Origin of the sequence: Pseudomonas sp. NC02 (assembly GCF_002874965.1) — a bacterium.
GTDB lineage: Bacteria > Pseudomonadota > Gammaproteobacteria > Pseudomonadales > Pseudomonadaceae > Aquipseudomonas.
On the sequence record NZ_CP025624.1, the window covers coordinates 4,790,376 to 4,812,222 of the forward strand.

Annotated in this window: 18 protein-coding genes, 2 tRNA genes and 3 rRNA genes; 10 read left to right on the forward strand and 13 right to left on the reverse strand. The window is 58.3% G+C overall.

Annotated elements, in window-relative coordinates:
* Positions 1-30: 30 nt before the first annotated feature.
* The 5 genes from rrf to C0058_RS22295 form a co-directional block, all read right to left on the reverse strand.
* Positions 31-146: ribosomal RNA gene (rrf, locus tag C0058_RS22275) — 5S ribosomal RNA — on the reverse strand.
* Between the two features lie 153 nt (positions 147-299).
* Positions 300-3,193: ribosomal RNA gene (locus tag C0058_RS22280) — 23S ribosomal RNA — on the reverse strand.
* Between the two features lie 224 nt (positions 3,194-3,417).
* A tRNA-Ala gene (locus C0058_RS22285) sits at positions 3,418-3,493 on the reverse strand.
* 10 nt (positions 3,494-3,503) lie between these two features.
* Positions 3,504-3,580: transfer RNA gene (locus tag C0058_RS22290), tRNA-Ile, on the reverse strand.
* Positions 3,581-3,704: 124 nt separating this feature from the next.
* Positions 3,705-5,240, reverse strand: a 16S ribosomal RNA gene (locus tag C0058_RS22295).
* Together the 16S, 23S and 5S rRNA genes with 2 tRNA genes alongside form the textbook arrangement of a ribosomal RNA operon.
* Positions 5,241-5,938: 698 nt before the next feature.
* Between C0058_RS22295 and rhtA the strand changes: the two genes are divergently transcribed.
* Together rhtA and C0058_RS22310 are read left to right on the forward strand one after the other, a co-directional pair.
* Positions 5,939-6,826, forward strand: coding sequence for a threonine/homoserine exporter RhtA (gene rhtA / locus C0058_RS22305; RefSeq protein ID WP_003210146.1), 888 nt, complete (start codon positions 5,939-5,941; stop codon positions 6,824-6,826).
* A 167-nt stretch (positions 6,827-6,993) separates the two neighbouring features.
* Positions 6,994-7,275, forward strand: coding sequence for a hypothetical protein (locus C0058_RS22310; RefSeq protein ID WP_003210144.1), 282 nt, complete (start codon positions 6,994-6,996; stop codon positions 7,273-7,275).
* Between the two features lie 12 nt (positions 7,276-7,287).
* Here the strand turns inward: C0058_RS22310 and C0058_RS22315 are convergent, their stop codons facing one another.
* Complete coding sequence (locus C0058_RS22315; protein ID WP_003210141.1) at positions 7,288-7,848, reverse strand: TetR/AcrR family transcriptional regulator; 561 nt, start codon at positions 7,846-7,848, stop codon at positions 7,288-7,290.
* 89 nt (positions 7,849-7,937) lie between these two features.
* On the opposite strand from C0058_RS22315, the gene C0058_RS22320 reads away from it, so the two are divergent.
* Positions 7,938-8,669, forward strand: a complete 732-nt coding sequence (locus tag C0058_RS22320; protein ID WP_102369597.1) for an SDR family oxidoreductase — start codon at positions 7,938-7,940, stop codon at positions 8,667-8,669.
* 35 nt (positions 8,670-8,704) lie between these two features.
* Positions 8,705-9,295, forward strand: coding sequence for a 2-hydroxychromene-2-carboxylate isomerase (locus C0058_RS22325; RefSeq protein ID WP_102369598.1), 591 nt, complete (start codon positions 8,705-8,707; stop codon positions 9,293-9,295).
* Here the strand turns inward: C0058_RS22325 and C0058_RS22330 are convergent.
* The 3 genes from C0058_RS22330 to C0058_RS22340 form a co-directional block, all read right to left on the reverse strand.
* Entirely contained in the window at positions 9,292-11,100 is a 1,809-nt protein-coding gene (locus tag C0058_RS22330; protein WP_087695275.1) for an aminopeptidase P family protein, read from the reverse strand. The two genes, C0058_RS22325 and C0058_RS22330, sit on opposite strands and share 4 nt — an antisense overlap.
* 36 nt (positions 11,101-11,136) lie before the next feature.
* Positions 11,137-12,297, reverse strand: coding sequence for a cysteine desulfurase family protein (locus C0058_RS22335; protein ID WP_087695274.1), 1,161 nt, complete (start codon positions 12,295-12,297; stop codon positions 11,137-11,139).
* A gap of 228 nt (positions 12,298-12,525) precedes the next feature.
* Complete coding sequence (locus C0058_RS22340) at positions 12,526-12,795, reverse strand: hypothetical protein (RefSeq protein ID WP_008430855.1); 270 nt, start codon at positions 12,793-12,795, stop codon at positions 12,526-12,528.
* 397 nt (positions 12,796-13,192) lie between these two features.
* Between C0058_RS22340 and msuE the strand changes: the two genes are divergently transcribed.
* Genes msuE through C0058_RS22360 form a run of 4 tightly spaced genes read left to right on the forward strand, consistent with a single transcriptional unit; the run spans position 13,193 to position 17,261 of the window.
* Positions 13,193-13,756 carry an FMN reductase gene (gene msuE / locus C0058_RS22345; RefSeq protein ID WP_102369599.1) on the forward strand — a complete coding sequence of 188 codons (564 nt, stop codon included), beginning with the start codon at positions 13,193-13,195 and terminating at the stop codon, positions 13,754-13,756.
* A gap of 9 nt (positions 13,757-13,765) precedes the next feature.
* A complete protein-coding gene (gene ssuD / locus C0058_RS22350; protein WP_087695272.1) occupies positions 13,766-14,911 on the forward strand; it encodes an FMNH2-dependent alkanesulfonate monooxygenase in 1,146 nt (381 codons plus the stop codon).
* 47 nt (positions 14,912-14,958) lie between these two features.
* Entirely contained in the window at positions 14,959-16,146 is a 1,188-nt protein-coding gene (locus C0058_RS22355; RefSeq protein ID WP_003210129.1) for an acyl-CoA dehydrogenase family protein, read from the forward strand.
* Between the two features lie 11 nt (positions 16,147-16,157).
* The gene (locus C0058_RS22360) at positions 16,158-17,261 is read left to right on the forward strand and encodes a sigma-54-dependent Fis family transcriptional regulator (protein ID WP_003210127.1); all 1,104 of its coding nucleotides are present in this window, start codon (positions 16,158-16,160) and stop codon (positions 17,259-17,261) included.
* Here the strand turns inward: C0058_RS22360 and C0058_RS22365 are convergent.
* The gene (locus C0058_RS22365; protein WP_043226062.1) at positions 17,253-17,615 is read right to left on the reverse strand and encodes an antibiotic biosynthesis monooxygenase; all 363 of its coding nucleotides are present in this window, start codon (positions 17,613-17,615) and stop codon (positions 17,253-17,255) included. The two genes, C0058_RS22360 and C0058_RS22365, sit on opposite strands and share 9 nt — an antisense overlap.
* Before the next feature lie 90 nt (positions 17,616-17,705).
* On the opposite strand from C0058_RS22365, the gene soxR reads away from it, so the two are divergent.
* Complete coding sequence (gene soxR / locus C0058_RS22370; RefSeq protein ID WP_008430848.1) at positions 17,706-18,149, forward strand: redox-sensitive transcriptional activator SoxR; 444 nt, start codon at positions 17,706-17,708, stop codon at positions 18,147-18,149.
* Positions 18,150-18,295: 146 nt separating this feature from the next.
* Here the strand turns inward: soxR and C0058_RS22375 are convergent, their stop codons facing one another.
* Genes C0058_RS22375 through C0058_RS22385 form a run of 3 tightly spaced genes read right to left on the reverse strand, consistent with a single transcriptional unit; the run spans position 18,296 to position 20,988 of the window.
* Positions 18,296-19,066: a MetQ/NlpA family ABC transporter substrate-binding protein gene (locus tag C0058_RS22375; RefSeq protein ID WP_102369600.1), complete on the reverse strand. Its 771-nt coding sequence runs from the start codon at positions 19,064-19,066 to the stop codon at positions 18,296-18,298.
* 29 nt (positions 19,067-19,095) lie between these two features.
* Complete coding sequence (locus C0058_RS22380) at positions 19,096-19,761, reverse strand: methionine ABC transporter permease (protein ID WP_008430846.1); 666 nt, start codon at positions 19,759-19,761, stop codon at positions 19,096-19,098.
* A 3-nt stretch (positions 19,762-19,764) separates the two neighbouring features.
* On the reverse strand, positions 19,765-20,988 hold the full coding sequence (locus tag C0058_RS22385) for an SfnB family sulfur acquisition oxidoreductase (RefSeq protein WP_102369601.1): 1,224 nt from the start codon (positions 20,986-20,988) through the stop codon (positions 19,765-19,767).
* 235 nt (positions 20,989-21,223) lie between these two features.
* On the opposite strand from C0058_RS22385, the gene C0058_RS22390 reads away from it, so the two are divergent.
* Positions 21,224-21,685 (forward strand): VOC family protein, encoded by a 462-nt coding sequence (locus C0058_RS22390; RefSeq protein ID WP_102369602.1) that lies wholly within the window; start codon positions 21,224-21,226, stop codon positions 21,683-21,685.
* Positions 21,686-21,847: the final 162 nt, after the last annotated feature.

Genomic DNA, 21,847 nt, shown 5'->3' on the forward strand with positions numbered 1-21,847 from the left:
GCATAAGCAATCAGGGGTTCTGGAATTTAATCTTGACGATGACCTACTCTCACATGGGGAAACCCCACACTACCATCGGCGATGCATCGTTTCACTGCTGAGTTCGGGATGGGATCAGGTGGTTCCAATGCTCTATGGTCGTCAAGAAATTCGGGTACTGAGTCGCGGCCAGCTGGCCTCGCTTCAGCAAATTGGGTATGTGATAGCTTTCGGTGTTTTGCAAGATCTCGAACTTTCGGTTCGTTTCGTCTTCACACACCGCAATCTGGTCTCTTCGACGCAAATTGCTTGGGTGTTATATGGTCAAGCCTCACGGGCAATTAGTATTGGTTAGCTCAACGCCTCACAGCGCTTACACACCCAACCTATCAACGTCGTAGTCTTCGACGGCCCTTCAGGGAACTCAAGGTTCCAGTGAGATCTCATCTTGAGGCTAGTTTCCCGCTTAGATGCTTTCAGCGGTTATCTATTCCGAACATAGCTACCCGGCAATGCCACTGGCGTGACAACCGGAACACCAGAGGTTCGTCCACTCCGGTCCTCTCGTACTAGGAGCAGCCCCTCTCAAATCTCAAACGTCCACGGCAGATAGGGACCGAACTGTCTCACGACGTTCTAAACCCAGCTCGCGTACCACTTTAAATGGCGAACAGCCATACCCTTGGGACCGGCTTCAGCCCCAGGATGTGATGAGCCGACATCGAGGTGCCAAACACCGCCGTCGATATGAACTCTTGGGCGGTATCAGCCTGTTATCCCCGGAGTACCTTTTATCCGTTGAGCGATGGCCCTTCCATACAGAACCACCGGATCACTAAGACCTACTTTCGTACCTGCTCGACGTGTCTGTCTCGCAGTCAAGCGCGCTTTTGCCTTTATACTCTACGACCGATTTCCGACCGGTCTGAGCGCACCTTCGTACTCCTCCGTTACTCTTTAGGAGGAGACCGCCCCAGTCAAACTACCCACCATACACTGTCCTCGATCCGGATAACGGACCTGAGTTAGAACCTCAAAGTTGCCAGGGTGGTATTTCAAGGTTGGCTCCACGCGAACTGGCGTCCACGCTTCAAAGCCTCCCACCTATCCTACACAAGCAAATTCAAAGTCCAGTGCAAAGCTATAGTAAAGGTTCACGGGGTCTTTCCGTCTAGCCGCGGATACACTGCATCTTCACAGCGATTTCAATTTCACTGAGTCTCGGGTGGAGACAGCGCCGCCATCGTTACGCCATTCGTGCAGGTCGGAACTTACCCGACAAGGAATTTCGCTACCTTAGGACCGTTATAGTTACGGCCGCCGTTTACCGGGGCTTCGATCAAGAGCTTCGCGTTAGCTAACCCCATCAATTAACCTTCCGGCACCGGGCAGGCGTCACACCCTATACGTCCACTTTCGTGTTTGCAGAGTGCTGTGTTTTTAATAAACAGTCGCAGCGGCCTGGTATCTTCGACCGGCATGAGCTTACGGAGCAAGTCCTTCACCCTCACCGGCGCACCTTCTCCCGAAGTTACGGTGCCATTTTGCCTAGTTCCTTCACCCGAGTTCTCTCAAGCGCCTTGGTATTCTCTACCCAACCACCTGTGTCGGTTTGGGGTACGGTTCCTGGTTACCTGAAGCTTAGAAGCTTTTCTTGGAAGCATGGCATCAACCACTTCGTCATCTAAAAGATGACTCGTCATCAGCTCTCGGCCTTAGAATCCCGGATTTACCTAAGATTCCAGCCTACCACCTTAAACTTGGACAACCAACGCCAAGCTGGCCTAGCCTTCTCCGTCCCTCCATCGCAATAACCAGAAGTACAGGAATATTAACCTGTTTTCCATCGACTACGCTTTTCAGCCTCGCCTTAGGGACCGACTAACCCTGCGTCGATTAACGTTGCGCAGGAAACCTTGGTCTTTCGGCGTGGGTGTTTTTCACACCCATTATCGTTACTCATGTCAGCATTCGCACTTCTGATACCTCCAGCAAGCTTCTCAACTCACCTTCACAGGCTTACAGAACGCTCCTCTACCGCATCACCCGAAGGTGATACCCGTAGCTTCGGTGTATGGTTTGAGCCCCGTTACATCTTCCGCGCAGGCCGACTCGACTAGTGAGCTATTACGCTTTCTTTAAAGGGTGGCTGCTTCTAAGCCAACCTCCTAGCTGTCTAAGCCTTCCCACATCGTTTCCCACTTAACCATAACTTTGGGACCTTAGCTGACGGTCTGGGTTGTTTCCCTTTTCACGACGGACGTTAGCACCCGCCGTGTGTCTCCCATGCTCGGCACTTGTAGGTATTCGGAGTTTGCATCGGTTTGGTAAGTCGGGATGACCCCCTAGCCGAAACAGTGCTCTACCCCCTACAGTGATACATGAGGCGCTACCTAAATAGCTTTCGAGGAGAACCAGCTATCTCCGAGCTTGATTAGCCTTTCACTCCGATCCACAGGTCATCCGCTAACTTTTCAACGGTAGTCGGTTCGGTCCTCCAGTTAGTGTTACCCAACCTTCAACCTGCCCATGGATAGATCGCCCGGTTTCGGGTCTATTCCCAGCGACTAGACGCCCTATTAAGACTCGCTTTCGCTACGCCTCCCCTATTCGGTTAAGCTCGCCACTGAAAATAAGTCGCTGACCCATTATACAAAAGGTACGCAGTCACAGAACAAAGTCTGCTCCCACTGCTTGTACGCATACGGTTTCAGGATCTATTTCACTCCCCTCTCCGGGGTTCTTTTCGCCTTTCCCTCACGGTACTAGTTCACTATCGGTCAGTCAGTAGTATTTAGCCTTGGAGGATGGTCCCCCCATATTCAGACAAAGTTTCTCGTGCTCCGTCCTACTCGATTTCATGACTAAGAGATTTTCGCGTACAGGGCTATCACCCACTATGGCCGCACTTTCCAGAGCGTTCCGCTAATCTCAAAGCCACTTAAGGGCTAGTCCCCGTTCGCTCGCCACTACTAAGGGAATCTCGGTTGATTTCTTTTCCTCAGGGTACTTAGATGTTTCAGTTCCCCTGGTTCGCTCCATACACCTATGTATTCAGTGTAAGGTAACCATCTTATGATGGTTGGGTTCCCCCATTCAGACATCTCCGGATCAAAGTCTGTTTGCCGACTCCCCGAAGCTTTTCGCAGGCTACCACGTCTTTCATCGCCTCTGACTGCCAAGGCATCCACCGTATGCGCTTCTTCACTTGACCATATAACCCCAAGCAATCTGGTTATACTGTGAAGACGACATTCGCCGAAAATTCGCAATTACTTACAAATTTTACCTTAGCCTGATCCGTTACCAGTGAAAGTAACGTTCAGTCTATCTTTCTATCACATACCCAAATTTTTAAAGAACGATCTAATCAAAGACTAGAAATCAATATTCATTGGCGAATATTCATTTCTAAACTCTAACAGTAGAAACAGTTAATGGTGGAGCCAAACGGGATCGAACCGTTGACCTCCTGCGTGCAAGGCAGGCGCTCTCCCAGCTGAGCTATGGCCCCATAACAAAATTGGTGGGTCTGGGCAGATTCGAACTGCCGACCTCACCCTTATCAGGGGTGCGCTCTAACCAACTGAGCTACAGACCCAATTTCGAGCGCGTAACTGATTAGCTAAGAGCTATCAGCTTGGAGCTTAAAGCTGCTTCTATCGTCTTCTTCAATGAATCAAGCAATTCGTGTGGGAACTTATGGAGCAGCTGATGTCGTCGATTAAGGAGGTGATCCAGCCGCAGGTTCCCCTACGGCTACCTTGTTACGACTTCACCCCAGTCATGAATCACACCGTGGTAACCGTCCCCCGAAGGTTAGACTAGCTACTTCTGGTGCAACCCACTCCCATGGTGTGACGGGCGGTGTGTACAAGGCCCGGGAACGTATTCACCGCGACATTCTGATTCGCGATTACTAGCGATTCCGACTTCACGCAGTCGAGTTGCAGACTGCGATCCGGACTACGATCGGTTTTCTGGGATTAGCTCCACCTCGCGGCTTGGCAACCCTCTGTACCGACCATTGTAGCACGTGTGTAGCCCAGGCCGTAAGGGCCATGATGACTTGACGTCATCCCCACCTTCCTCCGGTTTGTCACCGGCAGTCTCCTTAGAGTGCCCACCATTACGTGCTGGTAACTAAGGACAAGGGTTGCGCTCGTTACGGGACTTAACCCAACATCTCACGACACGAGCTGACGACAGCCATGCAGCACCTGTCTCAATGTTCCCGAAGGCACCAATCTATCTCTAGAAAGTTCATTGGATGTCAAGGCCTGGTAAGGTTCTTCGCGTTGCTTCGAATTAAACCACATGCTCCACCGCTTGTGCGGGCCCCCGTCAATTCATTTGAGTTTTAACCTTGCGGCCGTACTCCCCAGGCGGTCAACTTAATGCGTTAGCTGCGCCACTAAGAGCTCAAGGCTCCCAACGGCTAGTTGACATCGTTTACGGCGTGGACTACCAGGGTATCTAATCCTGTTTGCTCCCCACGCTTTCGCACCTCAGTGTCAGTATCAGTCCAGGTGGTCGCCTTCGCCACTGGTGTTCCTTCCTATATCTACGCATTTCACCGCTACACAGGAAATTCCACCACCCTCTACCATACTCTAGCTCGTCAGTTTTGAATGCAGTTCCCAGGTTGAGCCCGGGGATTTCACATCCAACTTAACGAACCACCTACGCGCGCTTTACGCCCAGTAATTCCGATTAACGCTTGCACCCTCTGTATTACCGCGGCTGCTGGCACAGAGTTAGCCGGTGCTTATTCTGTCGGTAACGTCAAAACAGCAAAGTATTAATTTACTGCCCTTCCTCCCAACTTAAAGTGCTTTACAATCCGAAGACCTTCTTCACACACGCGGCATGGCTGGATCAGGCTTTCGCCCATTGTCCAATATTCCCCACTGCTGCCTCCCGTAGGAGTCTGGACCGTGTCTCAGTTCCAGTGTGACTGATCATCCTCTCAGACCAGTTACGGATCGTCGCCTTGGTGAGCCATTACCCCACCAACTAGCTAATCCGACCTAGGCTCATCTGATAGCGCAAGGCCCGAAGGTCCCCTGCTTTCTCCCGTAGGACGTATGCGGTATTAGCGTCCGTTTCCGGACGTTATCCCCCACTACCAGGCAGATTCCTAGGCATTACTCACCCGTCCGCCGCTCTCAAGAGAAGCAAGCTTCTCTCTACCGCTCGACTTGCATGTGTTAGGCCTGCCGCCAGCGTTCAATCTGAGCCATGATCAAACTCTTCAGTTCAAACATCTTTGGGTTTTTAAGAAACCCTAAACTTGGCTCAGCAATCGTTGGTTACATCTTTGATTTCTCGCGGAGTAACTTGTGATGCTGATAATCTTGTTGACTATCAGTCTGACTCCACAAGCACCCACACGAATTGCTTGATTCAGTTGTTAAAGAGCGGTTGGTTAAGATCTTTCGTCTCAACCGAGGCGCGCATTCTACAGCAGCCTCATTTGCTGTCAAGTGATTATTTTCAGAAGTTTTCAAAGTTTCCTTTGTAACTTCAACCACTTGCGCTTCCGATCTCTCGTTAGCGGGAGGCGAATTCTACAGCGTTACACGCTGCTGTCAACACCTCTTTTTCTCCGCTTTCGACCGAGAAGATCGAAACGTTAACAAGGCCAAACAACACTGCCTTACTAACTCCTTCTGGGCTTCGATGATCTGAAGCAACTCGCTGCCGAAACCTACATAACTCCTTGTTTACCAAGGAGTTTTCCGTTTCGACTGCGCCGGAAGTGGGGCGAATTATAGACTTCCAGAATCTGCCGTCAACCCTTAATTCAGCTTTTCTATCAATCCATCCCGACAATCACGGAATTCGTCTATATAGGAAGGAACCGTTAACTAATTGAGCAATATATTGCCCAACGCTCAACAGTTAAGCATCATAGCCACTCGGTTTCTTTCAATACGACCTCGGACGAATACCCTCAATGACCACTTCCCCGCGTAGCCTGGCTTCGACACTGTTTCCGGTCGGCCTGCTACTCATTGCCATGGCCTCTATTCAATCAGGCGCCTCACTCGCCAAAAGCATGTTCCCCATCGTGGGCGCCCAGGGCACCACCACCCTGCGCCTGATTTTCGCCAGTGTGATCATGCTGCTCCTTTTACGCCCATGGCGCGCCAAGCTGACAGCCAAGTCGTTGCAGACGGTGATCGTCTACGGGATGGCGCTGGGGGGAATGAACTTCCTCTTCTATATGTCGCTGCGTACCGTTCCGCTGGGAATTGCAGTAGCCCTCGAATTCACCGGCCCACTGGCAGTCGCCATCTACGCTTCGCGACGCGCCGTAGACTTTCTCTGGATAGCCTTGGCGATTGTCGGACTTCTGCTATTGATCCCAGTGGGCGAAGCCAGCAGCGGCATTGACCTCACAGGCGCCGCCTATGCACTCGGCGCAGGTGCGTGCTGGGCACTCTACATTCTGTTTGGCCAAAAGGCCGGCGCCGACAATGGCGTTCAGACTGCGGCCCTCGGCGTAATGATTGCAGCGTTGTTTGTTGCACCGATAGGTATCGTCCACGCGGGCGCCGCACTCCTCACACCCTCGCTGATCCCGATCGCCATTGGTGTCGCGGTTTTATCCACCGCCCTGCCCTACACCCTGGAGATGGTCGCCCTGACTCGCCTGCCAGCCCGCACGTTCGGAACCCTGATGAGTATCGAACCCGCGTTCGGCGCCCTGTCCGGGCTGTTTTTCCTTCAAGAGCACTTGTCCCTGGCGCAATGGCTGGCCATCACCTGCATTATCCTGGCCTCGGTGGGTGCAACCCTGACCATGCGTAACGAATCAAAACCACTCGTTCCAGCCGATTGATTCAGGATTTGACGTAGCTATGGCATTTGCCGCTCAATTAGGCCATGTTTAGGTCGTAACCCAGTGTCATTCATGGAGATTTTCGATAAGGACATCATGAACGCTACACTCGAGAGCGAGCAAAGTCAGCTTCGTGCACTTAAGCGAGGCGGCTATTAAGGATAGTAATGAAGCGAATTTTGATGCTGTTCATGATTGTGGCAATCGCAGGTTGTGCCGCGACCACCAAGACCGAAGTAAAACGGGGAAAGAAGGGCCTGCATATCAACTGCTCAGGCCTGTCCTCTTCCTGGGACCAGTGCTACGCCAGTGCAGCTAATTCGTGTGGCGCCAAAGGCTATAAAGTCATCGCCAAGTCGGGGGACAACGCCGAAGACCCAGGCGACTACCCGTTCGGTCTTAACCCCGCCGGCTACACAAGCCGAAGCATGATTGTCATCTGCAAGTAACTGTCGATGACCTCACAGCCTCGACAGCTGCTGGCTGAGCACCTCGTAGTTCGATGACAGGACCTGTGCCTGCACCTGCGGGTCGACCATCATCCGCGCCACCACCAGGGCGCCGATGCATTGCGACAGAATCGACCACGCCAGGGCCTCGCTGCCCAGTGTTGCTGCCCACCCCACCTGCAATCGGCAAATCCAGTCCTGCGCCTGTTGACGAACGGCCACATCAGATCGCGCAATCTCCGCCCCCAGGCTCGGCAACGCACATCCGGCTTCGGATTGCTCCACATGGGCCATGCTCAGGTAGAACTTCAAACAGCGATCCAGCCGCTCACGGCTTTGCACCCCGTCGCCATTCAATCGCTCAAGGCTGTGGCTCAATTCACGCTCGACAATCGAACTGAACAATTCATCCTTCGAAGCGAAGTGGCTATAAAACGCACCGCCACTCAAGCCAATGGCCTTCATCAAGCCATCCACCCCGACACTGGCAAAACCCTCTTTCTTCGCCAGTGCCGCACTGCTGTCCAGAAGCTTTTCCCTGGTTTGCTGCTTGTGACTAGCCGAATATCGCATCGCTTCCTCCACTGTGCTGTCAGCTTGACGCCTGCTGGATCGTAGCATAACGTTCGTTTGGCAAACGATCGTTTACTAAAGGATCTCCCATGACGAACAACAAGAAAATCGTACTGGTAGTGGGTGCCGGCGATGCCACAGGTGGTGCCATCGCCAAGCGTTTCGCCCGTGAGGGTTACGTCGCCTGCGTCACCCGGCGCAGCGCCGACAAACTGCAACCCTTGGTGGATAGCATCCACGCAGCAGGTGGCGAGGCGCATGGCTTTGCCTGCGATGCCCGCAAGGAAGAAGACGTTATCGCGCTGATCGAGCGGATTGAAACCGAGCAGGGCCCCATCGAAGCCTTCGTGTTCAACATCGGCGCCAATGTGCCGTGCAGCATCCTGGAAGAAACCGCCCGCAAGTACTTCAAGATTTGGGAGATGGCCTGTTTCTCAGGCTTCCTCAACGCGCGGGAAGTGGCCAAGCGCATGGTCACCCGTAACCGCGGCACCATCCTGTTTACCGGTGCCACGGCCGGGTTGCGTGGAGCCGCCGGCTTTGCCGCGTTCGCTGGAGCCAAACACGGGATCCGTGCACTGGCGCAAAGCATGGCTCGCGAACTGGGCCCACGGAATATCCACGTCGCCCACGTCGTCGTGGATGGCGCCATCGACACCGACTTCATCCGCGACAACTTCCCGCAAAAATACGCCCTCAAGGATCAGGACGGCATTCTCAATCCGGACCACATCGCCGATAACTATTGGTACCTGCACAGCCAGCCCCGGGACGCCTGGACCTTCGAGCTGGACCTGCGCCCCTGGAATGAACCCTGGTAAGCGCGCCCCATAACAATAAACTGCGAGTATCCAGCATGAGTAAAACAGTAGAATTTTTCTTCGACCTCGGCAGCCCTGCCACCTATCTGGCCTATACCCAACTTCCAGGCCTGTGCGCTGCAACCGGCACCCAGCTGATTTACAAGCCAATGCTGCTGGGCGGGGTGTTCAAGGCCACCGGCAATGCGTCACCGGCCACCGTTCCCGCCAAAGGTCGCTACATGTTCCAGGACCTGGCACGCTACGCCCAGCGCTACCACGTTCCGCTCAAGTTCAATCCGCACTTTCCCATCAACACATTAATGCTGATGCGTGCGGTCACCGGCGTCCAAATGCGCCAGCCCGAACGCTTTCTCGACTTCATCGACTGCCTGTTCCACGCACTCTGGGTCGAGGGCCGACACTTGGGAGACCTGTCTGTGGTAGCCGCAGTGCTGACCGAACACGGCTTTGATCCTGAAGCAGTCCTGGCGCTGACCAACGATGACGAAGTCAAGACAACCCTCAAGGACAACACCGAACACGCGATTCAGCGTGGCGTATTCGGTGCCCCCAGTATGTTCGTCGGCGACCAGTTGTTCTTTGGCCAGGATCGCCTGGACTTTGTGCGCGAAGCGCTGGGCTAGATCGCAGCCGTGCGCACCTGCAACCACTCCAGCGCTGCACCGCTGAGCAGCGGGCTCAGGCGCTCACGGACGTGTGCGTGGTAATCGTTGAACCACTGGCGCTCCTCCACCGTCAGCAATAACGGCTCCAGGCAACGGGTGTCGATCGGACACAGTGTCAGTGTCTCGAACTTGAGGAACTCGCCAAACTCGGTCTTGCCCGCTTCACGGTTTAACACCAGGTTCTCGATGCGCACACCCCAGCGGCCCGGCCGGTAAGTGCCGGGCTCGATGGAGGTAATCATGCCTGCCTGCATTGCCGTTTGCGGCGCCGCGACGGCTTGGTACGCGATCACCTGCGGGCCTTCATGCACATTGAGGAAATAGCCGACGCCATGACCGGTACCGTGGCCGTAGTCCACACCCTCGGCCCAGATCGGCGCACGGGCAATCGAGTCCAGCAGCGGCGAGAGAATGCCCTTGGGGAAATGTGCACGGGACAACGCGATCACCCCCTTCAGCACCCGCGTGCAGTCGCGCTTCTGCTCTTCGCTTGGCGTCCCGATAGGCACCATCCGCGTGATATCGGTCGTGCCACCCAGGTACTGGCCACCGGAGTCGATCAGCAGCAAGCCATCGCCTTCGATCAGCGCGTGTTCTTCTTCGGTCGCGTGATAGTGCGGCATCGCGCCATTGGCGTTGAATGCGGCAATCGTATTGAAGCTCAGCGACACATAACCCGGACGACGGGTACGCGCTGCCGTCAGGTGCTCATCAATGGTCAGTTCGGTGATGCGCTCACGGCCCAACGCACTGTCGAGCCAGGCGAAGAATTCGCACAAGGCCGCGCCGTCCTGCTCCATGGCCTGGCGAATGTGCTCGGCGTCCGCCAGGCTCTTGCGCGATTTGGCCAAGGTGGTCGGGTTAAGCCCCTCGATCAGCGTGACGCCACTGCCCAGGTTTTCCAGCAAGCCGGCGGTCACCCGGGCCGGGTCGACCTGCACACTCGCGCCCGAAGGAATGTCCTTCAACGCCGCTGCGACTTCGCTGTAATCGCGCAGGGTCACGCCATCCTGTTCCAGCACCGCGCGAAGCTCGGCGTCGACTTTGCTCAGGGCCACAAACAGCGTCGCCTGCTGCTGGCCGATCAAGGCAAACGAGACAAACACCGGGTTGAACGAAACGTCGCCACCCCGCAGGTTAAAGAGCCAGGCAATGTCATCCAGGGTCGCGATGAAATGCCAGTCGGCCCCCTTTTCCGTCAAGCTGGCACGCAGGGCTGCGAGCTTCTCGCCACGACTGACGGTGGCCTGGGGTGGCAGATGTTGATAGATCGGTTGGTTCGGCAAGGTTGGACGGTCTTGCCAGACTTCATTCAACAAGTCGATATCCGTGCGCAAGCGTGCACCACGTGCCTCCAGCTTGCTGCCCAGGGTGCGCGCCGAGGCCACGGCCATGACCGCACCATCAACGGCCACCACGCCGCCTTCCGGCGTCTGCTCCGCGAGCCATTCCAGCGGCCCGGGCTGGCCGGGTTGCAGCTTGACCAACTCGATGCCGCTGCCCTTGAGTTCCTTGGTCGCCTGTTCCCAATAGCGGCTGTCAGCCCATACACCGGCAAAATCCGCAGTAACAATCAACGTGCCCACCGACCCATGGAAACCCGACAACCACTGGCGCCCCTGCCAGTAACCCGGCAGGTATTCGGACAAGTGCGGGTCCGCCGACGGCACCAACAGGGCATGAATGCCCTCGCGGCTCATCAGTTCGCGGGTGTGCGCCAGGCGCTGGGGAACCGTTCCATGGGTCAAAGGCTGTGTGCTCATCGTGTCTCCTGCTAACCACTAATAATTGTTATGGGGTCAAACGGCCCAGAACGCCGGTGCGCTGGCCAGTGCCGCCTTGATCAGCTGTACCGCCTGATCGATATCCTGCTCGGTGGTAAACCGCCCGAGGCTCAAGCGAATGGTGCGACCTGCGCTGCGGGCATCATGGCCCAGCGCCAGAAGCACATGGGACGGTGCATTGCTCGCCGAATTGCAGGCCGAAGTGGCCGAGAAGGCAATGCCCGCGCTCAAGGCGGCGGAATTGAACTCGCCTTCGCTGAACGTCAGGCTCAGGGTGTGGGGAATGCGTTGGGTAAGGCTGCCATTGAGGCGCACCCCGGCAATTGTATTCAGCTGTTCCAGCAGGCGCTCGCGCAAGGCAACGATGGTCGCCTTTTCTTCAGCAAAGGACGCTGCCGCCAGGGCAAACGCGGTACCCATGCCGGCAATCTGGTGAGTTGCCAGGGTGCCCGAACGCAAACCACCTTCATGGCCACCGCCGTGAATCTGCGCCAGCACTTTCTGCTGCGCACGTGGGCCGACGTACAACGCGCCGATACCCTTGGGACCATAGAGTTTGTGTGCGGAAAATGACATGAGGTCCACTGGCCATTCGGCCAGGTCAATCTCGACCTTGCCTGCGCCCTGCGCCGCATCCACGTGAAACAGCGCGCCATGCTCGCGCACGCGTGCGCCAATCGCCCGGATATCGTTAAGAGTGCCCAGCTCGTTGTTCACCAGCATCAGCGACACCAGGAAGGTGTCCTCACGCAATGCTTCGCTCACCGCCTCGACACTGATCAAACCCTCGGCGTCCGGCACCAGGTACGTCACGGCAACCCCGGCTTCCTGCAACTGGCGAGCGGTGTCGAGCGTGGCCTTGTGTTCAATCTGGCTGGTGATGATGTGCCCGCCGGCCACGCCGCGCGCCTGGGCAACGCCCTTGATGGCGAGGTTGTTGGACTCGGTGGCACCGGAGGTCCAGACAATCTGTGCCGGCTCGGCGCCGACCAACTCAGCCACCTGGCCCCGTGCCTGCTCAACCGTTTGCCGGGCCTGTTGCCCGAACGCGTGGGAACTGGACGCAGGGTTGCCGAAGTTGGCATTGAAGCCCAGACACTCAACCATCACCTGGATGACCCGCTCATCCACCGGCGTGGTGGCGGCGTAGTCGAAATACAGCGGACGTTTATTCATGACGTTAAAGACTCGCAGAGCAGGTTCCCGAGAACAACGTCTCAGGGGCCGCAATCAGGAAGGAAGATGGTTTACCTGATCCCGTGCCGTTAAAGAAAGACCACTTTATTTAAAAGTGCGTAGGAACGCTCCTGAAATTCAGCTTAACAGGCTCCGGGAAACGGATGGCAAACAAAAAGCCCGAGGTTCCTGTGGGAAACCTCGGGCTTTTCAGACCTCGCCACTGACTCAACTGGGGCGACCGTGCAGCGTCATGCTGCGCTCGGCATTCATCTCACCCTGACGGTCGAAACCGAAGGTGTTCCGTGGCTGGCCGGTCAGTTCGGCTTTCTTCTGTTGGTATTCATCAAATGACAGGCCTCGACGGCTCAGGGCTTCAAGCGCCAGTTCCTTGCTCTCCTCGGCCGAATAGCCACGCAGTTCGGGCGACGAATGCGTCGCACAACCGGCAAGGACTGAGGTGACAAGCAATACGGAAATGGCGAGAAAACGGTTCATGGCGAAGGTCCTGCGAAACGGGCTGAAGTCAATGAGTACAGGCTACTCCCGCACCTGCACGGTGAAAAATCATCAGCCGTGATAGTCGCTATCAACCTTTGCGACACTTCTGATAGTCGCGTCATATATTCCATTTAGGTCTATAAATATGGAAATACGTTCATTTACGGAATAAACACAACCCTCTATAAATGGCCTCAACACTCACGCCACTGTTCGCCTGGCAACTGTTGCCCAGGCAACAGTCATTCAACAAAACACCAGGCAGACAACACCACCATTTTCCAACACCTGGCACAGAGGCCACGCCAGTCAAGGGCTGCACAGCTTGGTACAGCTCTTGCTCAAGCCCTGCTACTGCTCTTGCCCTGAGCCACTGTTGAAAAAGGAACTGTTGATGACCCGTCCACTGAATGTCGTTGCCCTCTCCGGCGGAACCTGGCGTCCGTCCCGCACCCTGGTGTTGACCCAGGCGGTGCTGGCCGAACTGGCCGATCAATTGCCGATCCAGGCCACCCTGATCGAACTGGGCGACATTGCCCGGCCGCTGGGCGGCGCACTGTCCCGCCAGGAATTGCCCGCCGACGTCGAAGCGCAACTGCAGGCCATCGAACAGGCCGACTTGCTGATCGTTGCCGCGCCGGTGTATCGCGGCTCCTACCCCGGCCTGCTCAAGCACCTGTTCGACCTGGTCGACCTCAACGCCCTGATCAACACCCCGGTGTTGCTGGCGGCCACCGGCGGCAGCGAACGCCACGCCCTGGTACTCGATCACCAGTTGCGCCCGCTGTTGAGTTTCTTCCAGGCCCTGACCTTGCCCATTGGCGTGTACGCCACCGAGGCCGACTTCACCGATTACCACATAACCAGTGAGCCCTTGAAGGCCCGCATTCGCCTTGCTGCAGAACGCGCCGCGCCGTTGTTTGCCGCGCATCCCACCTCTCTGCTGAAAATCGCTTAAGGATTTGTCATGGATGTTTTCTGGTTTCTGCCTACACACGGTGACGGCCACTACCTGGGCACCACCCAGGGCGCTCGCCCGGTCACCCTCAACTATTTGAAACAAGTCGCCCAGGCCGCCGACAACCTCGGCTACCACGGCGTGCTGATTCCCACCGGCCGCTCCTGCGAAGACTCCTGGGTGATTGCCTCGGCGCTGGTGCCGTTGACCGAACGCCTGCGTTACCTGGTGGCGATTCGTCCGGGGATCATCTCGCCAACCGTCTCGGCCCGCATGGCCGCCACCCTCGACCGGCTGTCCAATGGCCGCCTGTTGATCAACGTGGTGACCGGCGGCGACCCCGACGAAAACCGCGGCGACGGCAGCTTCCTCGATCACAGCGAACGCTACGAAGTGACCGACGAATTCCTCAAGATCTGGCGCCGCGTGCTGCAAGGCGAATCGGTGGATTTCGAAGGCAAACACCTGCGCGTGCAGAACGCCAAGGCACTTTATCCACCGGTGCAGAAGCCATATCCACCGCTGTACTTCGGCGGTTCCTCGGACGCTGCCCACGACCTCGCCGCCGAACAAGTCGACGTGTACCTGACCTGGGGCGAACCACCGGCTGCCGTCGCCGAGAAACTCGCCGACGTGCGTGAGCGCGCCGCCCGCCACGGGCGCACCGTCAAATTCGGGATTCGCCTGCATGTGATCGTGCGTGAAACCGAAGAAGACGCCTGGAAAGCCGCGGCCAAACTGATCGAGCACATCAGCGACGAAACCATCGCCGCCGCGCAAAAATCCTTCTCGCGCTTTGACTCCGAAGGCCAGCGGCGCATGGCCGCCCTGCACGACGGGCGCCGCGACAACCTTGAGATCGCCCCCAACCTGTGGGCCGGCGTCGGCCTGGTACGTGGCGGCGCGGGCACGGCCCTGGTGGGCAACCCTCAGCAAGTCGCCGAGCGCATCAAGGAATACGCAGAGCTGGGCATCGAAAGCTTCATCTTCTCCGGCTACCCGCACCTGGAAGAGGCGTATCGCTTTGCCGAACTGGTGTTCCCGCTGCTGCCGGAACCCTACGCCAGCCTGGCCGGGCGCGGCGTCACCAACCTCACCGGACCGTTCGGCGAAATGATTGCCAACGACGTCCTGCCGGCAAAAGCCAAGGCCTGACCTGCCGTCTGCCGGGGCACGCCCCGGCACACCATGAGGAATACCGCGTGACAGCCAAACCCAACAGCGTCCTGCCCTCACCCTTGCAGACCGCCAAACTGCTGGCCGCCGAATTTGCCCTCACTGCCGTCGAACGCGACGAGCGCGGCGGCACACCGAAGACCGAACGTGACGCCCTGCGCCAAAGCGGCTTGCTGGCCCTGAGCATTCCCACCCAATACGGCGGCCTCGGCGCCCGCTGGAGCGAAACCCTGGAGATCGTGCGCGAATTCGCCAAGGTCGACAGCTCCATCGCCCACGTCTTCGGTTTTCATCACCTGATGCTCGCCACCGTTCGCCTGTTCTCACGCCCGGAGCAATGGCAACCCTGGTTCGAACAAACCGCGCGCAAGAACTGGTTCTGGGGCAACGCCCTCAACCCGCTGGACACGCGCACGGTGGTCAAAGCCTACAACGGCTGGCGCGAATTCTCCGGCAAGAAGAGCTTTTGCTCCGGAGCCAGCGACTCGGAAATGCTGATCGCCTCGGCGGTGGATGAAAGCGCCGGCGGCAAGCTGCTGATCGCGGCCATCCCCAGCGGGCGCAGTGGCATCACCCTGCACAATGACTGGAACAACATCGGCCAGCGCCAGACCGACAGCGGCAGCGCCAGCTTCGAACGGGTACGCGTGGAAGAGTCGGAATTGCTCCTCGATCCCGGCCCGCTGAGTACGCCCTTCGCCTGCCTGCGCCCGCTGATCGCTCAACTGACCTTCACCCATATGTTCCTCGGCATCGCCGAAGGCGCCTTTGCCGAAGCCCGGAATTACACCCTGACCGAAACCCGGCCCTGGCATAAATCCACGGTGCAGGACATTCGCCAGGACCCGTACGTGCTCAACCACTACGGCGAATTCTGGGTCGCGCTGGAAGGCGTGCGCCTGCTTGTAGAACGCGCCGCCGAACTGCTGGACCAGGCCTGGGCCAAGGGCCCGAGCCTCAGTGAAAGCGAGCGCGGCGAGCTGGCCATCGCCATCGCCACGGCCAAGGTCGCTGCCACCCGCAACGGCCTGGAGCTGTGCAGCCGCCTGTTCGAAGTCACCGGCGCGCGCTCCACCCACGCCTCGCTGCGCCTGGACCGGCACTGGCGCAACCTGCGCACGCAAACCTTGCACGACCCGGTGGACTACAAGCTCCACGAACTGGGGGACTGGGCGTTGAACCAGTCCCTGCCGATTCCCACGTTCTACTCCTAGAAGAGGTGCCCATGCAGCTTTTAACCTTACCGCCCTCGCCCGCTCTTGCGACCTCGATCCGCGCCACGGCCCAGGTCTTCGAAGACCCCAAATCCCAGGCGCTGCTGGCGCACATCCAGCAAGTCGCGCCCAGCGAAGCCAGCGTGTTGATCATCGGCGAAACCGGCACCGGTAAAGAGCTGGTGGCGCGCCATATCCACAACCTCAGCGCCCGGCGCAACCGGCCCTTCGTGGCCGTGAACTGCGGCGCGTTTTCCGAATCCCTGGTGGAAGCCGAGCTGTTCGGCCATGAAAAAGGCGCCTTCACCGGCGCCCTCAGTGCCAAGGCCGGCTGGTTCGAAGAGGCGGACGGCGGCACCCTGTTCCTCGATGAAATCGGCGACTTGCCGATGGCGATCCAGGTCAAGCTGCTACGGGTATTGCAGGAACGCGAAGTGGTGCGCCTGGGCTCACGCAAAAGCATTCCCATCGACGTGCGGGTATTGGCGGCCACCAACGTTCAGTTGGAGAAAGCCATCAATGCCGGGCATTTCCGCGAAGACCTGTACTACCGCCTAGACGTGGTCAGCCTCGAACTCAGCCCCCTGCGGGATCGGCCCGGTGACATCCTGCCACTGACCCGGCATTTCATCGAAGCCTACAGCCAGCGCCTGGGTTACGGCCCGATCACCATCAGCCGCGAGGCCGAGCAAAAACTCAAAAGCTACAGCTGGCCGGGCAACATCCGCGAGCTGGAAAACGTGATCCACCACACCCTGCTGATCTGCCGCAACGGGGTGATCGAGCGCGACGACCTGCGCCTGTCGAACATGCGCATCGAGCGTCAGGACGACAGCCAGCACGGCACCGACAACAGCGCCGAAGCCCTGCTGGAACGCGCCTTTCAAAAGCTCTTCGAGGAACAGGCCGGGGCCCTGCATGAAAAGGTCGAGGATGCGCTGCTGCGCGCCGCCTACCGCTTCAGCCATTACAACCAGGTGCACACCGCCAACCTGCTGGGCCTGAGCCGCAACGTGACCCGTACCCGTTTGATCAAGATCGGCGAGCTGGCGGTGAACAAGCGACGCCCCGGCGAAAACGTACAGGGCGAACGCATGCTGCACCTGTCAATTTAGGCGGCAGTGCAGAGCGTTGTCATGGCTGCGCTCGATGCTGCGCAGCACCTGGAACGAACCGAAGGTCACTGCCTTGGCCTGGTGGGCGCGGATCAGCGTCCAGAAATCTTCCTCACCGTGCTCAAAACACTTGAAGGCCGCTTCCCCCTCCTCGCGGGAGCGCCATTGCAGGTAGCTGAGCACCCGGCGTCCATCATCACTGACCTGCACGCTGGCATTGATGAAGCCGCCATGGCCCTGGGCCAGGCGCTCGCTCTGGGATGACAGGGCCGCCACCAAAGCCGATTGCTGCTGAGGCTCGATGTGGAATTCGACCATCTGGGTAAAACTCAGACTCTTCTCTAATACCTGCATGAACATTCCCCTCTCACTGTAGGCACAATCTTGCGATTCGATGCCACGCAGGGTAAAACCTCTAGTTAAGTCAAGGTCAAGGGCTTTTTCATGGTCACCAAAGAACTCACCGTCGGCCAACTGGCAGCCCGCAGTGGCGTGGCGGTTACCGCGCTGCACTTTTATGAAACCAAGGGGTTGATCAAGAGCCACCGCAACGCCGGCAACCAGCGGCGCTATCCGCGGGATGTGCTGCGCCGGGTGGTGGTGATCAAGATTGCCCAGCGTTTGGGCATTCCCCTGGCGACGATCCATGACGCGCTGCAAACCTTGCCCGATGGCCGCACGCCCAACGCTGCCGATTGGGAGCGCCTGTCTGCGCTATGGCGTGAGGACCTGGACCAGCGCATCGAAAAACTGATGTTGCTGCGGGATAAACTCAACGGCTGTATTGGCTGCGGGTGCCTGTCGCTGGAGGCGTGCCCGCTGCGCAATCACGACGACGTACTGGGTGAGCGCGGGCCTGGGGCACAACTCTTGGAGCCGTCCACATAATGGCGGGGTAAAACTCGATCAATGTGGGAGCGGGCTTGCTCGCGAAAGCGGGGTGTCAGTCGCCAGATGCAGTGGCTGATCCACCGCCTTCGCGAGCAAGCCCGCTCCCACACCAGCCCGCTCCCACATTTTGATCGCCGTCAGACTTAGAATCCCGGGGCAATCTGGCCTTTATAGCGGGTCAGGATGAACTGGCGCACTTCATCGGAGTTCAACGCCTTGGCCAGTTTCTGGATGCCAGGGTCATTGATGTTGTCCGGGCGCGCGACCAGGTACTCCACGTACAGGCTCTTGCCCTTCTCGACGATCAACGCGCTGTTGGTGTCGATCCCCGCTTCCAGGGCGTAGTTGGCAAACACGAACGCCAGGTCCACCTGGCTCACCGAGCGGGCCAGCAACGCACCTTCCAGTTCACGAATTTTCAGGTGCTTGGGGTTTTCAACGATATCCCGCGGCGTGGCCAGGGTGTTGCTCGGGTCCTTGAGCTTGATCAGGCCGGCTTCGTCCAGCAGCACCAAGGCGCGGCCAGTGTTGACCGGGTCGTTGGGGATCGACACTGTCGCGCCGTCTTTCAACTCCGAGATATTTTTGATCTTGGTCGAGTACGCGCCGAAAGGCTCGATGTGCACACCGACCACCGGCACCAGGTTGGTATTCCGGGTCTTGTTGTAGTCATCCAGGAATGGCCGGTACTGGTAGTAGTTGGCGTCGATGTTCTTCAGCGCCAGTTGCTGGTTGGGCTGGATGAAATCGGTGAAGACCTTGATTTGCAGGTCCACACCTTCCTTGGCCAGCACCGGCTTTACGAACTCGAGGATCTCGGCGTGAGGCACGGGCGTGGCGCCGACGACCAGCGTCTCGTTGGCAACGGCATTGAAGGACAAGACAGCGGCCAAGATGGCCAGGGATTTTTTCATGGTTGCTCCGAAGGCATTAGTTATAGGAATCAACGGCGGCTGTAATGCGCCACCAAACGGTCACCGGTCATCTGCAGGGCCTGCACCAGCACCAACAGCAGCAACACGGTGACCACCATCACGTCGGTCTGGAAACGCTGATAGCCGTAGCGGATAGCCAGGTCGCCCAGGCCACCGCCACCAATCACCCCGGCCATGGCGGTGTAGTCCACCAGCACAATCGCGGTGACAGTGACCGCTGCCAGCAGCCCGCCCCGGGCTTCCGGCAACAGCGTGTGGCGGATCACCTGCCAGGTGCTGGCGCCCATGGATTGAGTGGCCTCCACCACGCCACGGTCGACTTCGCGCAAGGCGGTTTCCACCAGCCGTGCAAAGAACGGCGTACAGCCCACCACCAACGGCGGAATCGTACCGGCCACGCCCAGGGAGGTGCCCACCAGCAAGGTGGTCACCGGGATCAGCACAATCAGCAGGATGATGAACGGCAGCGAGCGCAGCACGTTGACCACCACCGACAGCGCCCGATACACCACCAGGGTTTCGTGCAACTGGCGCTTGCCGGTGAGGAACAACAGCACCCCCAGCGGCAACCCCAGCAGCACGGTAAAACCCAGGGCCGCGCTGAGCATGCTCAGGGTTTCCAGGCAGGCTTGGCCGATGTCGGCCCAATAGATGTTTTTAAACAGCTCGGCCATGGGTCAAGACCAATCGTGACGCGGTGGCTTGGCGCCGTTGAGCAGCCAGTTGCCCACCACGTGATACTTCCAGCGCACCGGGTCATGCAGGGTATGCACCCGTGCATTGCGCCAGTGACGGTCGAAGTTGTGCTTCTTCAAGGTGGAGCGGGTGCCGCCGAGTTCGAAGAGCTTGTTGCTGGCTTCAATGGCGATTTCAGTGGTCAGTACCTTGGCTCGCGCGACAGCCAGGGAGGCGTGGGCAACGTTGTCTTCATCGGGTGCCGGGCGCGCGGCGTCCAGGGCCTTTCCGGCCCGCTCCAGCAAGGCTTCCGCCGCTTCCAGGCGAATATCCAGCGCGCCGACCTGGATGATAGTCAACGGGTCTTCACTGGCTTTTTCCACCCCGGCATCGATCCATGGACGGGCGAATTGCCGGACGAACTGCACCGTGTCACGCAGCGCGGCACGGGCGATGCCGGCGTCGATGGCGGCGGTGGTCAATTGGGCGAAAGGCCCGGCCAGGGTCGGCGAATCGTAGGAGCGATGGGTAGGAAACAGATTGAACGCCGGCACCTTCAAGCCTTCGGCCAGCACCGTGCCGCTGGAGGTGGTGCGTTGGCCCATGCTGTCCCAGTCGTCGACCACCACCAGGCCTGCGGTGCCGCGCGGCACGAACGCCAATTGCGCATTCTGCTGTTCATCCAGCGCCAGCACCGCCAGCCAGTGGGCATACAGCGAACCGGTGCAATAACCCTTGCGACCGTTGATCACATAGCCATCGCCTTGCTGGCGAATGGTCGCCTGGATGTCCTGGACGTTCTTGCCGCCGGTTTCCGACAGCGCATTGGCAAACCGATGCCCTTCCAGCGCCAGGCCAAAAAAGTACGCCTGCTGCTCCGGCGTGCCTTGCAGGCGGATATCTTCCAGCAGGCAGTAATGGTTCTGCGGGATTTGCCCCAGCGAAGGGTCGGCCGCCGAGATAATCGCAATCACCTGGGCCAACACCGCGTATGACACCTGGGCACCACCAAACTCGCGGGGCACGCTGATGCCCCACAGACCGCTGTTGGAATACAGGTCGACGACCTCCGCAGGCACCTGGCGGGTGCGATCGCGCTCGGCATCCTGCTCCAGCAACACGGCAGCGACTCGGTGGGCAACCGCCAGTGCGTGGGCCTCGTCGCGGATCAACTCGGCGTGGGGCGTGTGAATCGGGTAATCGGCAGATACAGGCAGTACAGACATACAACGCTCTCGGGCGAATGGTTTGCCAGAGGCATTGCAGCTTCTGTGCCTGAGGCGCCTGGCCTTCAAACACAAGGGTTTGCTCCCGATATACGCGCGGCAGACGGCCCTTGGCGCAGCAAACTGCCGGTTTGCTGTTGCCTGGGCAACACCTCGTCGGCTGCCCGCAAGCCACGGCGCACGTGGCCTATAGTGAAAAAGCCGTCCCTCCACAACCACCATCAAGGAGAACGATATGAGCGTTAAACCCATTCCCGAGGGCTACCACAGCATCACGCCGTACCTGGGCATCGACAAAGCCGCTGAAGCCATCGAGTTCTACAAACGAGCCTTTGGTGCCACCGAAGTCATGCGCCTGGACATGCCCGACGGCAAGATCGGCCATGCCGAACTGCGCATTGGCGATTCGGCGATCATGATGGCCTCGCCCTGTGGCGAAATGTCGTTCGGCAGCCCGGGAAAAGAACACCCCAGCGTGTGCCTGCATCTCTATGTGCAGGACGTCGACCAACAGTTCGTCCAGGCCGTCAAGGCCGGCGGCACGGCGATTTCAGAACCCAAGGATCAGTTCTATGGTGACCGTTCCGGGACGCTGAAAGACCCGTTCGGGCATGTGTGGTTCCTGGCCACGCGCAAGGAGGACTTGACCGAGGCGCAAGTTCGCCAGCGGGCCGAGGCGTTGTTCAAGCAAGGATGAAGTCGCCTGGGCGACACAACCCAACTGTGGGAGCAGGCTTGCCTGCGATGGCATCACCTCGGTGCGACTGATACACCGAGTTGCCTGCATCGCAGGCAGGCCAGCTCCCACCGTTGACCTGCACTGCCTGAAAGATCGGGCTTCAACACACTTCATGAACAA

Excerpts from the sequence above, each read along its gene's own strand:
- rhtA (WP_003210146.1), top strand. The coding sequence starts at position 5,939 with ATGACCACTTCCCCGCGTAGCCTGGCTTCGACACTGTTTCCGGTCGGC.
- C0058_RS22310 (WP_003210144.1), top strand. The coding sequence starts at position 6,994 with ATGAAGCGAATTTTGATGCTGTTCATGATTGTGGCAATCGCAGGTTGT.
- C0058_RS22315 (WP_003210141.1), bottom strand. The coding sequence starts at position 7,848 with ATGCGATATTCGGCTAGTCACAAGCAGCAAACCAGGGAAAAGCTTCTG.
- C0058_RS22320 (WP_102369597.1), top strand. The coding sequence starts at position 7,938 with ATGACGAACAACAAGAAAATCGTACTGGTAGTGGGTGCCGGCGATGCC.
- C0058_RS22325 (WP_102369598.1), top strand. The coding sequence starts at position 8,705 with ATGAGTAAAACAGTAGAATTTTTCTTCGACCTCGGCAGCCCTGCCACC.
- C0058_RS22330 (WP_087695275.1), bottom strand. The coding sequence starts at position 11,100 with ATGAGCACACAGCCTTTGACCCATGGAACGGTTCCCCAGCGCCTGGCG.
- C0058_RS22335 (WP_087695274.1), bottom strand. The coding sequence starts at position 12,297 with ATGAATAAACGTCCGCTGTATTTCGACTACGCCGCCACCACGCCGGTG.
- C0058_RS22340 (WP_008430855.1), bottom strand. The coding sequence starts at position 12,795 with ATGAACCGTTTTCTCGCCATTTCCGTATTGCTTGTCACCTCAGTCCTT.
- msuE (WP_102369599.1), top strand. The coding sequence starts at position 13,193 with ATGACCCGTCCACTGAATGTCGTTGCCCTCTCCGGCGGAACCTGGCGT.
- ssuD (WP_087695272.1), top strand. The coding sequence starts at position 13,766 with ATGGATGTTTTCTGGTTTCTGCCTACACACGGTGACGGCCACTACCTG.
- C0058_RS22360 (WP_003210127.1), top strand. The coding sequence starts at position 16,158 with ATGCAGCTTTTAACCTTACCGCCCTCGCCCGCTCTTGCGACCTCGATC.
- C0058_RS22365 (WP_043226062.1), bottom strand. The coding sequence starts at position 17,615 with ATGCAGGTATTAGAGAAGAGTCTGAGTTTTACCCAGATGGTCGAATTC.
- soxR (WP_008430848.1), top strand. The coding sequence starts at position 17,706 with ATGGTCACCAAAGAACTCACCGTCGGCCAACTGGCAGCCCGCAGTGGC.
- C0058_RS22375 (WP_102369600.1), bottom strand. The coding sequence starts at position 19,066 with ATGAAAAAATCCCTGGCCATCTTGGCCGCTGTCTTGTCCTTCAATGCC.
- C0058_RS22380 (WP_008430846.1), bottom strand. The coding sequence starts at position 19,761 with ATGGCCGAGCTGTTTAAAAACATCTATTGGGCCGACATCGGCCAAGCC.
- C0058_RS22385 (WP_102369601.1), bottom strand. The coding sequence starts at position 20,988 with ATGTCTGTACTGCCTGTATCTGCCGATTACCCGATTCACACGCCCCAC.
- C0058_RS22390 (WP_102369602.1), top strand. The coding sequence starts at position 21,224 with ATGAGCGTTAAACCCATTCCCGAGGGCTACCACAGCATCACGCCGTAC.